Annotated in this window: 14 protein-coding genes and 1 tRNA gene; 5 read left to right on the top strand and 10 right to left on the bottom strand. The window is 60.5% G+C overall.

The window, feature by feature from the left end:
- Positions 1–112: 112 nt before the first annotated feature.
- The 4 genes from GSQ93_RS03790 (at position 113) to rpsU (ending at position 2,198) form a co-directional block, all read left to right on the top strand.
- Positions 113–658 (top strand): GNAT family N-acetyltransferase, encoded by a 546-nt coding sequence (locus tag GSQ93_RS03790; protein WP_158934296.1) that lies wholly within the window; start codon positions 113–115, stop codon positions 656–658.
- A gap of 150 nt (positions 659–808) precedes the next feature.
- Positions 809–1,402, top strand: coding sequence for a YigZ family protein (locus GSQ93_RS03785; protein ID WP_158934295.1), 594 nt, complete (start codon positions 809–811; stop codon positions 1,400–1,402).
- Positions 1,403–1,407: 5 nt separating this feature from the next.
- A complete protein-coding gene (locus tag GSQ93_RS03780) occupies positions 1,408–1,764 on the top strand; it encodes a 2Fe-2S iron-sulfur cluster-binding protein (RefSeq protein WP_158934294.1) in 357 nt (118 codons plus the stop codon).
- 221 nt (positions 1,765–1,985) lie between these two features.
- Positions 1,986–2,198, top strand: coding sequence for a 30S ribosomal protein S21 (gene rpsU, locus GSQ93_RS03775; protein ID WP_006999077.1), 213 nt, complete (start codon positions 1,986–1,988; stop codon positions 2,196–2,198).
- 586 nt (positions 2,199–2,784) lie between these two features.
- Here the strand turns inward: rpsU and GSQ93_RS03770 are convergent.
- Both GSQ93_RS03770 and GSQ93_RS03765 read right to left on the bottom strand, forming a co-directional pair.
- Positions 2,785–2,861 (bottom strand) — tRNA-Met (locus GSQ93_RS03770).
- A 78-nt stretch (positions 2,862–2,939) separates the two neighbouring features.
- Positions 2,940–4,472: a peptide MFS transporter gene (locus tag GSQ93_RS03765; RefSeq protein WP_158934293.1), complete on the bottom strand. Its 1,533-nt coding sequence runs from the start codon at positions 4,470–4,472 to the stop codon at positions 2,940–2,942.
- 408 nt (positions 4,473–4,880) lie between these two features.
- Here GSQ93_RS03765 and GSQ93_RS03760 point away from each other — a divergent pair, with 408 nt between their 5' ends.
- Entirely contained in the window at positions 4,881–5,612 is a 732-nt protein-coding gene (locus GSQ93_RS03760; RefSeq protein WP_158934292.1) for an SDR family oxidoreductase, read from the top strand.
- Here GSQ93_RS03760 and GSQ93_RS03755 read toward each other — a convergent pair.
- The 8 genes from GSQ93_RS03755 to ccmC all read right to left on the bottom strand — a co-directional run bounded on the left by GSQ93_RS03755 (position 5,552) and on the right by ccmC (position 12,159).
- Entirely contained in the window at positions 5,552–6,310 is a 759-nt protein-coding gene (locus tag GSQ93_RS03755) for a ribonuclease HI family protein (RefSeq protein WP_367889732.1), read from the bottom strand. The genes GSQ93_RS03760 and GSQ93_RS03755 overlap by 61 nt on opposite strands.
- 99 nt (positions 6,311–6,409) lie before the next feature.
- A complete protein-coding gene (ccmI, locus tag GSQ93_RS03750; protein ID WP_158934291.1) occupies positions 6,410–7,621 on the bottom strand; it encodes a c-type cytochrome biogenesis protein CcmI in 1,212 nt (403 codons plus the stop codon).
- 26 nt (positions 7,622–7,647) lie between these two features.
- Positions 7,648–8,202, bottom strand: coding sequence for a cytochrome c-type biogenesis protein CcmH (locus tag GSQ93_RS03745; RefSeq protein WP_367889731.1), 555 nt, complete (start codon positions 8,200–8,202; stop codon positions 7,648–7,650).
- Positions 8,195–8,734: a DsbE family thiol:disulfide interchange protein gene (locus GSQ93_RS03740; RefSeq protein WP_158934290.1), complete on the bottom strand. Its 540-nt coding sequence runs from the start codon at positions 8,732–8,734 to the stop codon at positions 8,195–8,197. Before GSQ93_RS03740 ends, GSQ93_RS03745 begins: the two co-directional genes overlap by 8 nt.
- Positions 8,731–10,788, bottom strand: coding sequence for a heme lyase CcmF/NrfE family subunit (locus GSQ93_RS03735; protein WP_158934289.1), 2,058 nt, complete (start codon positions 10,786–10,788; stop codon positions 8,731–8,733). The genes GSQ93_RS03740 and GSQ93_RS03735 overlap by 4 nt, the downstream gene beginning before the upstream one ends.
- The gene (gene ccmE / locus GSQ93_RS03730; protein ID WP_158934288.1) at positions 10,785–11,255 is read right to left on the bottom strand and encodes a cytochrome c maturation protein CcmE; all 471 of its coding nucleotides are present in this window, start codon (positions 11,253–11,255) and stop codon (positions 10,785–10,787) included. The genes GSQ93_RS03735 and ccmE overlap by 4 nt, the downstream gene beginning before the upstream one ends.
- Positions 11,252–11,440: a heme exporter protein CcmD gene (gene ccmD, locus GSQ93_RS03725; protein ID WP_158934287.1), complete on the bottom strand. Its 189-nt coding sequence runs from the start codon at positions 11,438–11,440 to the stop codon at positions 11,252–11,254. Before ccmD ends, ccmE begins: the two co-directional genes overlap by 4 nt.
- The gene (gene ccmC, locus GSQ93_RS03720; protein WP_158934604.1) at positions 11,440–12,159 is read right to left on the bottom strand and encodes a heme ABC transporter permease CcmC; all 720 of its coding nucleotides are present in this window, start codon (positions 12,157–12,159) and stop codon (positions 11,440–11,442) included. The genes ccmD and ccmC overlap by 1 nt, the downstream gene beginning before the upstream one ends.
- Positions 12,160–12,181: the final 22 nt, after the last annotated feature.

The raw sequence follows: 12,181 nt of genomic DNA, 5'->3' as shown, positions 1-12,181 counted from the left end.
GAGTCCGTTAGTCGTGAGAAAATCAAACCTCCGGTTGATGACCTTTCTCACTGGCCGATTGACACGATCAACCCGATTAAGACGATCAACACCCGAACCACGGAGGCACTCGATGACATTGCACCAAGCCAACGCTCTAACAATCCGCGACGCGAACGCCGCCGATTTCGATACGATCACCCGCATTTACGCCCACTACGTGCTGCATGCCCTGGCGACCTTCGAGGAAACGCCACCGGGTGTCGACGAAATGCGCGCCCGGCACGCATCGATCACCGGCGCGGGCCTGCCCTATCTGGTGGCTGAAATGGACGGCGTGGTGGTGGGTTATACGTATGCGACGGCGTATCGGCCCAGGTCGGCGTACAGGCACACGATTGAAGATTCGGTTTATATCGCCGATGGTTTCGGCGGGCGTGGCCTCGGTCTCGCGCTGTTAACGGCGCTGATCGAACGTTGCGATGCCGGGCCGTGGCGCGAACTTATCGCGGTGATCGGTAACAGTAGCAACGCCGGGTCGATCGCATTGCATGCGCGCCTTGGATTCGAGCATGTCGGCGTGTTGCGCAAGGTGGGCTACAAACACGGCCAATGGGTGGACACGGTGCTGATGCAACGCTCCCTCGGCGAAGACAAGGCGTTGATTGCGCAGAAATGAGACGCAGCATAAGCCGCAGCGGTCCGAGCACGGGGTTCATCGCCGGATAGTTCGCAGCGGCAGCGCTTTCCCCATACCATTGCATTGCATTACGTTGAATTGAATTACGTTGCGACCCGCTCGTCGCCTCTCTTACCCCTTGAGCTTTAGTTGCCCACTTACACCCTCGCTGCCGCCGTCAGTGCCGAAATCGACATTCGCAAAAGCCGTTTTATCGCGCTGGCAATTCCTGTCGCCGACCGCGCAGCCGCGATGCTCGAACTCGACACGCTGCGCGCCTTGCATCCCGGCGCAACGCACGTCTGCTGGGCGCTGCTGGCGGGCGGTGAATCCGGCATGTCCGACGATGGCGAGCCTTCCGGCACAGCCGGCCGACCAATACTCGAAGTGCTGCGGCATCATGAAGTGGATGGCGTACTGGCCGCCGTCGTGCGCTACTACGGCGGCATCAAGCTCGGTGCTGGAGGCCTGGTCCGTGCGTACACGGACGCCATTGCCACCACGATGCAACTGGCCGAACGCATAGAACGCGTCGCGCTCGGCCTGCTGCAAGTGGAAGTGGATTACGCCGATGAAGCGCGCGTGCGGCGCTGGGTCGAGCAGGAAGGCCATGCCCTCGATGAACCCGGCTACGGCATGACCGTCCGCCTGTCGATCCAGATGCCGCTTGCCGTGCGTGACCAGGCCGCCGACGTTATCCGCGACCTGACCCACGGTCGCGCGGTCATTACCAAATCGCACTGACCATCATGAGCACCGCCGACGACCCGCACTCTTTTGCGATCACGCTGCTTCCCTCCCGGCGGAGCTTTGCGTCGACCGGGCAGACCACGATCCTCGAAGCGGCCGCGCTCGCTGGACTACGCCTGTCGAGTTCGTGCCGCAACGGTACGTGCCGCGCGTGCCTGTGTCGTCTGCTCGATGGCACCGTGCAGTATCGGATCGACTGGCCGGGTCTGAGTGCGGACGAAAAAGCCACTGGCTGGATCCTGCCGTGCGTGGCGCTGCCCACGTCCGACCTGCTTATCGATCAAGTGGATTTTCTGGAAATTCCAAATTCCGCCGACACCGGCGACACAAAACGAGGTCGCGGCCGGGGCTTCTGAGCGCTTTAAATCGGGCTCGGCACGAGCGCGCGCGAATCGCCGACGCCCTCAAGCCCGCCCCCGGGTAATCCGGGATTGTTGTCTTTTATCAAAGACATACGATGACAATCCCGAGCGGCGAAGCGCGTCCGATTGTTCAGCGGCCTGTAATGAAGGCCCCGAAAAGTGTACAATTGCGTTTTGCCCAATTTTCTGGCAGGGCCAGACCAACTGAGATCTCAATGACTAAAGTATTGTTGAAAGAGAACGAGCCTTTCGACGTCGCCATGCGCCGTTTCCGCCGCACCGTCGAACGTACCGGCCTGATTCAGGAACTGAAGTCGCGTATGGCTTATGAAAAGCCGACCACCGAGCGCAAGCGCAAGAAAGCTGCTGCTGTTGCTCGCCTGCGCAAGCAGATCCGTCGCGCACAGTTGCCGAAGAAATTCTATTGATGTTGTTGCACGTCTGACCGGCGGCTTGCAGGTCGAATCACGTTCGATCGAAGCGCCGAGTAGCCGGGAGCTTATTCGATACCGATAAGTCCCGGGGTATTAGGCCGGATCAGTGCCGGACCTCAGTTACCGGCCGAGGCGCCCTAGCCCGGCGGCCAATTTGTGGCTCGACCCACGAATCAATCATGAAGCACTTCGCCCATCGAGGCGAACCCGGGCGAAGCTCAGGCGGCAGCCGCATTGAGCACCGTTTAAAGCGCAGTGGCTGAATCAATCATGACGACTCGTCCGCATGAATAGATCGCGCGAATCATAAAACGCGCTCCATGCTTCCCTGCGCTACTTCCGTTGAACTGTCATTGAGCTGCGAACCAGTCTCAGGGCGTTGAGCACTGTATCGACCTTGCCCGCGCATCGAGAATTCGACAGCCTGCACGTTTCATATCGTGTAGGCTTTTTGCACTTCCCTGCGTGCATTCATGGGTTCCCTTCTGCGCTTGATGATCACTCATCGAAGCATTTTCCAACCAAGCACGACCGTAAACGCATAAAGCCCGGATAGACCGGGCTTTATGCGTTGAATCTCTGGTTGCGGGGGTAGGATTTGAACCTACGACCTTCGGGTTATGAGCCCGACGAGCTGCCAGACTGCTCCACCCCGCGAAAAAGATTATAGCGCTAAGGGTATGACAGGTCAAACCGAATCGAAGAATATTGATATCGAATGCGAATACGTTGAATTTATTGCAGCGATGCCGGCTTCGGCCGAGGGTACGGGTCAGCCCCGCGACGTACCGCCTCCACGCAACGCCGATGTTCTCGCGACAACCGGCTCAACAGCGGCAACAGAATGATTGCCACCGCGGCACCACCCGCGGCGAGCCAACCGAGTCCGAAAAAGAGCTTCGTATAAAGCGGCAGCGACTGCAGCGAACTCAAGTCGTTGGACGGCATGCGTGCAAAGTTGGCGACCACGCTGCCCAGATACTGCGACACACCCGTCGCGACGTAATACGCGCCCATCATGAAACCGCTCATGCGTGCAGGCACGTAGTGGGCGATCATCGCGAGGCCCAGCCCGGACACCAGCAGTTCGCCAAGCGAATAGAGCCCGTAGCCGCCAACCATGAACCACGACGACACACGGCCATTGACGGCATAACGGCCGCTGAACGCGAACACGAAAAAGCCCAGCGCGACCACCATGAACCCAAGCGCGTACTTTGCGGCGATGGGGATATCGTGGCCGCTATTCGCGAGCCGCGTATAAGCGATCGCGAGGAACGGACTCAGCCGCATGATCCAGAGCGGATTCAACGCCTGGAACTGCGCGGCGCTCCATGAGAACAAGGTCACGTTGAAGAGCGTGAACGACGCGTCCACGTTGCGCAGCGCGAACAAGGTCAGCGATGTGGACATCTGCTGATAAAAGATAAAGAACAGGATGACCTGCAGCGTGAGGATCAACGCAGCGAGCAAACCAGCGCGTTCGCTTCGATCGCATTTCAACAGCATCCAGCCGAAGATCACGAGAACGGCAAGACCTGCTGCGTACACGCAGATCGCTGCCACGTGTTCGTTTTGCAGCACGAATACTGTCGCGAGACCCAAGGCCACGCCGCCCACCGCGACCGCTGCAAAGCGGCCCCACTTCATGGGCTCGTCGTCAGGAGCGGAGCCGATGTTCCCCACTGTTCGCCGCATCACCATGAAGTTGATCAAGCCCAGCACCATGCCGGCAAAACACACGGCGAAGGCGGCGTGCCAACCCCAGTGATCCTTGATCCAGGGCGTTGCGAGCATCGAAATGGTCGAGCCGATATTGACTGACATGTAGTAGATGGTGAACGCGCTGTCGAGGCGCGCGTCATCGCCTTCGTAAATACGTCGCACGAGATTCGCCGCGTTCGCCTTGAAGAGACCGTTGCCGACCACGATCACACCAAGCGCGGCGTACAGGTACCCCAATGAATCGAACGGAATAGAAAGCATCAGATAACCCGATGCCAAAACGCACGCGCCGAAGATCATCGTGCGCCGCGCGCCCAGCACCTTGTCGCCGATCCAGCCGCCTATTGCCGGCGCCGAGAACACGAGCGCGGTGAACGCGCCCCACGTGAGGTTCGCGTGGGAATCGGCGAAACCGAGCTTGTCGATCATGAACAGCACGAGTAACGCAGCCATGCCGTAATAACCGAAACGCTCCCACATCTCGATCAGGAAAACAGTCGTGAACGAGCGCGTCTGAGACGCGCCGGACGGATGTGGAGTCATGGGTAAATCTCGATAGGGTTGGACGGCACCCCCTGCCTTCGAACCGTTCGCGACCCACACGCCCGACGGGCGATGTGGAAAAAACGCAATCGGTTCATTAATACAGGAGTCCGATACATTGGAAGTCGCGATTATCCCAGCACCCTTTGGAAATGTGTGGCAAAGGCTTGCACATACAGCGTTCAGTTTTTCGAGACTAAGGCGACGGATGAAATTTGGATGCCACGCGGGAGGAGTTTGCGATGTTATTGGTTGATTGCCGTTAATTCTTCTTCAGATTGAATGCGTTTTTGTATACCTTCAATCATTTCGGATAACGATCTATTCAGACGGTAGATTACCGGTTCGGTGACTTTTTTAAACTCGTGGTAACTTTGTGTCTTCAATCCACCCTCAGGTTGCATCGACATGAACACTATCAAGGCGATTCTCACCGGTCACACACGCGGTCTCGGTGCGGCGCTGACCAGCCTCATGCTGTCGCGCGGCATAGCAGTGCTTGGGGTATCGCGCACACGCAGCAACGTGCCCGCTTCGCCCCTCCTGCAGGAAGTCGAACTCGATCTCGCGAATCCCGCCGTGCTCGGTGAATGGCTTGGAACTGAAACGCTAGCCCGGTTTGTCGATGGCGCACATACCGTCCTGCTGATCAACAATGCCGGCATGTTGCAGCCGGTGGGAGCAATTGAAGGACAGGACGTGAACGCGATCGGGCGATCCGTGAGCCTGAATGTTGCCGCGCCGTTGATGTTATCGGCGGCAGTGGCAGCAGCAAGCTCGTCAGCGTCTGATCGACGTATCGTGCATATCTCGAGCGGCGCGGCGCGCAACGCGTATCCCGGCTGGAGCATCTATTGCGCGACGAAGGCAGCCCTCGATCATCACGCGCGCGCGGTCGCGCTGGATAACAACCGGGCGTTGAAAATATGCAGCGTTGCACCGGGTGTGGTCGATACCGACATGCAAGCCGAGATTCGCGGCACGGGTTTGGAGCAATTCCCGTTGCGGGAGAAGTTCGAAGAGCTCAAGCGCAGCGGCCAGCTTTCCACCCCGGCCGACGCTGCGCAAAAAGTGCTCGACTACGCGTTGAGCGATACGTTCGGCGACACGCCCGTGGTGGACGTACGCGAACTGTCGTGAGCGTCTAGCAGAGAGTCCGCATGAGTGTCACTGCGAACTGCGTGCTGCGAAAGCGCATCGGCAGCGGCATTGCGGGCGCGGGGAATCCACTGAAGGCGGACATCGGCGAGTTGCGCGATCAGACCGCGCGCCTGCGCCGCGTAGGTGCTTAGCGCAGGCGCACTGCTGGCTTCATCACGCAGCACGTCTTCAATGACGACCTGACTGTCGCCATGAATCACCAACTTGGCCGGCGCGGGCTTTCGTGACACCGCGGCTTCGAGCACGGCGATCAGCGCGAGATATTCTGCCTCGCAACTGTCGCCATGACCGGCCCGCGCGCTGATTTTCACCACATCGCCGTTTGGGCCCTCCAGCAGGCCGCCAATGCCGATCTTGCCCGGATTTGGATGCGCCGAGCCGTCGAACCAGGCGTGCCAGGCCACGGAATCGCGGACAGCAGGCCGCACTTTTCTGGCCGCGCGAGCCGCGGCGCGTTCTTCTTCACGATAGTGTCGCGCCAGCTCCGTCGCGGCCCTTTCCCGGCGCCGATCGCTCACGAGTTCCGCGAGCGTCTGCGTGCCGGCGGATTTTTCCAGCGTCTGCGCCAACGCGGCGTGAGCGGAGAGCGAAGTGAGCTTCGATAAGCGCCGGCTCGTCGCGCGCTCCTTCTTATAGGCAATGAGCAATAGCTCTTCGAACTCGAACATGCCGGGCATTAAGTGATCGAATGAAGTGATCGAATGCCGAGCTTAACAAGTTTTTGCAGCGGGTCGAAAATCGGACCGCTGAGGACGTTGGCGGTTGATATGAAGCGCCTATGGCGAGGGTGCCGCGATTACCACGCTGGCGTGGCGATTCTCCAATCCCTTGGCGTCGCCTCGTCCGGTCAAGTCGTTCGTGCCCGATACCGAAACAATCCGCGCTGCCACCACAACTTGCTGGTGCGCCGAGAGCGTGTCGGTTGCATTGATGGCAAGCGAGTCATCAAGAACAATCGTAGTGGGAAGTTCACCTGCAGACAGCCGACGCTCGGCGAGCAACGTGTTGGGCGCGCTCGCCGGATTCGTCGAAGCCGGTGCGTCGCTCATGCGAGCCGTCACGATGACCGCTGCATCGGACGCGACGTTCGCGCCATCGGCCAATCGAATATCCACGGTCACCGCGCTCAAGCCCACAGCCGCATCGATATTCTTTTGCACCTTCATCGCATCGAGCGAATCCGCCTTGAGCGTCGCGAGCAACCTTCGCCAATACCCGATCGCATGGGCATAATCCCGCGCGTCAAACGCCGCCGATGCCGCCAACGCCAGCGCTTTCGGATCAGCGGAATCGATAGCGAGCGCTGCCGCGATCTCCTCTGAGGCTCGCCCGGCGAGCCGGCCGTCATCCGCGCTGGCGATTGCATCGGCGAAATCGGCCCGCAGCGCTGCGTCGCCCGGATCGAGCGAGACCGCCTTCGTGTAAGCCGTGACTGCGTCCGTCGGCCGTTCGAGCACAGTGTACGAGCGCGCGAGCGTGGCCCAGGCGGCGGCATCGCGAGGATCTGGCGCATGATCGCGCAGACGAAATGCGAGACGGGAAACCATCATCTCCACCGACATCGACGACATGTCGTGCGAAACACCCAGCGAGTCGTCCAGCGGGTTGTTCAGTTTAAGCGCGGCCGGTTCGCCGAGCTTCAGATACAGCAGGCACGCAGCGCTCGGGAACAGCGCAATCAGCACGGCACACGTTGCGGCGCGCGTAGCCGTACGCGGCGTGGACCTGCGTGCAAGCGAGGGCGAAGCGGCGGTATCGTCCAGCACGCGCTGTTCTATATCGCCGCGCACGCTTGCATATTGGTCGGGCGATAACGCGCCTGTGCGCAGATCCGCGTCGGCATCGGCCAATTCCCACTGATACAGCGACACGCTCAACGCGCTAACCTTCGGTGCATCGGCTGCACTTTCCCGCTGCATGAGCGGCACGACTGCGCACAGGACGGCAGCGATCAACATCACGGCTGCGATGATCCAGAAGGTAATCATGGGTTGCCCAGCAGACGTCTGGCGCGTTACTGCTCCAGGTCGGTGAGCGGTGGCGGCCTCATCTTCCGGCGTTGCAGAACGATGCCTGCGAACACTCCGAGGCCAAGCGCGAGGAGCACGAACGGACCGAGCCAAAGGACCCACGTCAGCGTTTTGAACGGCGGATCGTAAAGAACGAAATCTCCGTAACGCGTCACCATGTAGTCGCGAATCTGCGCATCGGTTGCACCCTGCTGGACTTGCTCATGGATGATCAAACGTAGATCGGCGGCGAGATCGGCCGTGGAATCCGCGATGGTTTCGTTCTGGCAGACAAGACAGCGAAAATTCGATTCAAGGCCGCGGATGCGGGCGGCGAGCGCCGGGGTGGCGCTCGCCATCACGGCGATTCCGGCGCTCGTGCCGGCAGCAGCTTGCGTTCGCGCGTTGCTTTGACCCTGTGTGGCAACGTCAGCGGGAAAGGTAGTGGCTCCCTGAGCGCTGACGTCGGCTTCGGCAATCATCACGACACCGGAATTTGCGACTGCACTTGCCACACTCACCACGAACACGCAACACAACCCGACCACGATCCTATTCATCACTGCTCTCGCCTTGAAGACTTCGCACGAGCGGCAAGATTTGCGTGTCGAGTGCGGCTTGCGTCAGTGGTCCTGAGCGTTTGAAGCGGATCACACCACGACGGTCGACGACAAACGTTTCAGGCACGCCATACACTCCATAGTCGATAGCCGTCTGCCCCGATCGGTCCATCATCGATGCAATATACGGGTTGCCCGCCTGCTTGAGCCACTGTCGCGCGGCGTCCGGTTCATCCTTGTAATCGAGCCCGTAGATCGGCACGATATTCTTAGCCGCGAGCGCCACGAGTGCTGAATGTTCATCGCGGCACGACTCGCACCACGAAGCCCAAACGTTCATCACCCATACCTGGCCGCGCAACGCTTCAGGAGACAATTTCCGGTCGGTGGCATCGAGACGCGGCAGGTCGAACGTGGGCGCTTGCTTGCCGATGAACGTCGACGGCAAGCGTCCCGGATCGTTCGATAGCGACGCAGCGAGCACGACACTCAAGCCTGCGAAGAGAACCAGCGGGAGCAGGAAGCGTTTCATGATTTCGTCTCCTTGATGTTGGCTACGTTGGCTACGTTGGCTACGTTCGCCGCCGCGATAGCCGCCTGAGTTCGAATACGCACATGCGGCGCACCCGACGCAGCCTGCCGACGCTCACGCATGGCCAGCCGATACCGCCGATCGCTTGCCGCCAACACACCGCCGAACGCCATCAACAAACACCCGGCCCAGATCCAGTCGACGAATGGCTTGATCTGCACACGCACGGTCCACGCGGTGTTGCTGTTATCGGCTGCATCGCCGAGTGCGACGTAGAGATCGCGGAACACGCCGCGGTCGACGGCGGCTTCGGTCATTGTCGTTTTCTGCACGACGAAGAAACGTTTCTCCGGATGCATTACCGCGATCACGCGCCCTTCGCGACTCACCACTATGTTCGCCCGCAGTGCGCGATAGTTCGGACCGTCGACCGGCTTTGTGCCATCGAAGCGAAAGGTGTAGCCGCCGGACTCGATCGATTGCGCGATATCAAGCCGCGCATCGCCGGCCGTTTCATAGCCTTTGACCAGTGTCACCCCGGCGATAAAAATGCCGATGCCGAAGTGCGCGAGCAGCATGCCGTAGAACCCGCGCGGCACATGAAAGAATCGCAAGATCCATGCTCCCTGCTGCTCCGCGATACGTCCGGCCAGCGCAGTGAGCATGGTCGTCGCGCACCACACGGCCAGCAGCATGCCGAGCGCGACCATCGGTTTCCATCCGCCCGCGAGCCACGGCAACGCAATCGCCGACGCTATGCTGACCACCAATGCCCAGCACAAACGCACGGCAATATCGGGCAGGCGTGCGGACTTCCACCTCGCGATTGGTCCAATGCCCATGAGGAATACAGCGGGCGTCATCAACGGCACGAACACTGTGTCGAAATACGGCGCACCGACGGAAATTTTTCCGAGCCCGAGCACATCGAGTACGAGCGGATACAACGTGCCGAGGAATACCGAAGCGGCCGCGACCATCAGCAAGACGTTGTTCGATAACAGCAACGATTCACGCGATATCGCGGCGAACCCCGGACCCAGTCCGATCTTTGGCGCTCGCCATGCGAACAATATCAACGCGCCGCCGGTCACTATTGAGAGAAACATCAGGATGAAAATGCCGCGCGTAGGATCCGAGGCGAATGCGTGCACCGACGTAATGACGCCCGAACGCACAAGGAACGTGCCGAGCAGGCTCAGCGAAAACGCGCAGATGGCAAGCAACACGGTCCACGCGCGGAAACTGCCGCGTTTATCGGTGACGGCGAGCGAGTGCATTAGCGCCGTACCGACGAGCCACGGCATGAACGAGGCGTTCTCCACGGGGTCCCAGAACCACCAGCCGCCCCATCCGAGTTCGTAGTATGCCCAGCCGCTGCCGAGCATGATGCCTAGCGTGAGGAAGGTCCACGCCGCTGTGGTCCACGGGCGCGACCAGCGCGCCCAGGCGGCATTAAGTTCGCCCGACAACAACGCCGCGATAGCAAACGAAAACGCCACCGCAAAGCCGACGTACCCCATATAAAGAATGGGGGGATGGGAGACCATGCCCGGGTCTTGCAGCAACGGATTGAGATCGCGGCCATCCATTGCCGGTGGCAGGAGGCGTGTGAACGGGTTGGAAGTCCACAGCATGAACGCCAGGAAGCCCACGTTGATCCAGCTCATCACGCCGAGCACGCGCGCGACCATGGGAAGGGGAAGCTGCTTGCTGAATACCGATACCGCCGCCATCCACCACGTGAGCAGCAAGGTCCAGAGCAACAACGAACCTTCATGGCCGCCCCAGACCGCCGCGAAGCGGTAGATGAGCGGCAGCATCGAATTGGAATTCGATGCGACATACGACACCGAGAAATCGTTGTCTACAAACGAAACCGCCAGGCAAGCGAAGGCCATCGTGACGAATGCGCATTGGGCACGCGCGAGCGCCCACGCGCTTCGCGTCCAGCCGGTGATTCCGCGAGCCGCGCCGACCAGCGGCAGCACGCCCGTTGCAATGGCGAGCAGCATCGCGACAATCAACGCGAACTGGCCGAGTTCGGGGATCATTGCTGCCGCCCGGCAGAAACAAGTACGTTGTCCGAAACTCGCATTGAGCGCGCACGTTTGATCGCTTCAGAGGCGTCCGGTGGCATGTATTTCTCGTCGTGTTTGGCCAGCACCTGATCCGCGAGGAACACTCCGTCCGGCAACAACCTGCCCTGCGCAACCACGCTTTTGCCTTCGCGAAACAGATCAGGCAGCGCGCCGCGGTAAAGCACTGGAATCTCGTGAGCGGTATCGGTGATCATGAAACGCACGGTCAAGCCGCTGGCATCGCGTTCGACCGAACCGCGCTCCACCAGGCCGCCTACGCGCAGTCGTGCCACGTGTTTCATGCTGCCCGAGACTAGCTGCGAGGGCGTGACGAAGAACATCACGTTGGCGTTGAACGCATTCAACACGAGCGCGGCCGCGCCGCCGAGCGCCACAAGCCCGGCGGCGACACCGCACGCGCGCCGCGTGCGCCCTTTCACGGTTTCTCCGTCAACGTGCTGCCGCGCGTGCGCGGCTGGACAACATGCCCGCGCCTGCGCTGCCGCCTGTTCGAACCGACGGTTATTGCAATCTCGATGGCAAGCACAAGGAACGTGATGTCAAACGCGACCCACAGGTACCAGAGATCGCCACCGCGGCCGGTCAAGCTGTTCATCATGTTCATCACGCCGCCTCTCGTTCATCGATAATCCGCCGCACCCGTACGAGCACAATGGCAATCGCGTAACACCAGAATGCCATCGTCATTACGACGAGGCCGGCGAGCATCGAGCTGTCCATCGATACACCACTGCCGAACGAAAGCGATGCACCCTGATGCAGCGTGTACCACCACTGCACCGAGAAATAGATGATGGGCACGTTGACCACCCCGGCGAGCGCGAGCACGGCACAGGCACGATCGGCACGGCGGGTGTCGTCGATGGCGCCATGCAGCGACATGAAGCCCAAGTACAAGAACAGCAGAATCAGTTCAGACGTGAGCCGGGCGTCCCAGACCCACCAAGCCCCCCACGTCGGACGGCCCCAGAGCGCGCCCGTCACAAGCGCGAGGGCCGTGAAAAGCGCACCGGTCGGGGCGATTGCGCGGGCCATCATCGCGGACAGGCGTGCGTTGAGTATCAAGCCGAGCGCTGCGTAAACGGCCATCACGACATAGAGCAGCATCGACATCCACGCCGCCGGCACATGGACGAACATGATCCGATAAACGTCGCCCTGCACAGCATCCGTGGGCGCGATGAACAACGCGATCTGGATGCCCGGCATCACGAGCAATAACGCTGCAATAGCGAAGCCGGGAATCATCCTCCCCGCCAGCCGGTGAAAGGGTCTCGGCGATGCGTATCGCAACCAGCCGGTCAGCGCGATAGACGAATTCATGATCGATGTGTCCTCATTGGCC

The organism is Burkholderia sp. S171 (assembly GCF_009766085.1).
GTDB lineage: Bacteria > Pseudomonadota > Gammaproteobacteria > Burkholderiales > Burkholderiaceae > Caballeronia.
Note: the sequence above shows the minus strand (reverse complement) of the source record. Positions and strands in the feature narration are given on the sequence as shown.

Coding starts and splice junctions, on each gene's coding strand:
- GSQ93_RS03760 (WP_158934292.1), top strand. CDS start 4,881: ATGAACACTATCAAGGCGATTCTCACCGGTCACACACGCGGTCTCGGT.
- GSQ93_RS03780 (WP_158934294.1), top strand. CDS start 1,408: ATGAGCACCGCCGACGACCCGCACTCTTTTGCGATCACGCTGCTTCCC.
- ccmC (WP_158934604.1), bottom strand. CDS start 12,159: ATGAATTCGTCTATCGCGCTGACCGGCTGGTTGCGATACGCATCGCCG.
- GSQ93_RS03755 (WP_367889732.1), bottom strand. CDS start 6,310: ATGCCCGGCATGTTCGAGTTCGAAGAGCTATTGCTCATTGCCTATAAG.
- rpsU (WP_006999077.1), top strand. CDS start 1,986: ATGACTAAAGTATTGTTGAAAGAGAACGAGCCTTTCGACGTCGCCATG.
- GSQ93_RS03740 (WP_158934290.1), bottom strand. CDS start 8,734: ATGAAACGCTTCCTGCTCCCGCTGGTTCTCTTCGCAGGCTTGAGTGTC.
- ccmI (WP_158934291.1), bottom strand. CDS start 7,621: ATGATTACCTTCTGGATCATCGCAGCCGTGATGTTGATCGCTGCCGTC.
- GSQ93_RS03735 (WP_158934289.1), bottom strand. CDS start 10,788: ATGATCCCCGAACTCGGCCAGTTCGCGTTGATTGTCGCGATGCTGCTC.
- ccmD (WP_158934287.1), bottom strand. CDS start 11,440: ATGAACATGATGAACAGCTTGACCGGCCGCGGTGGCGATCTCTGGTAC.
- GSQ93_RS03765 (WP_158934293.1), bottom strand. CDS start 4,472: ATGACTCCACATCCGTCCGGCGCGTCTCAGACGCGCTCGTTCACGACT.
- GSQ93_RS03790 (WP_158934296.1), top strand. CDS start 113: ATGACATTGCACCAAGCCAACGCTCTAACAATCCGCGACGCGAACGCC.
- GSQ93_RS03745 (WP_367889731.1), bottom strand. CDS start 8,202: ATGAATAGGATCGTGGTCGGGTTGTGTTGCGTGTTCGTGGTGAGTGTG.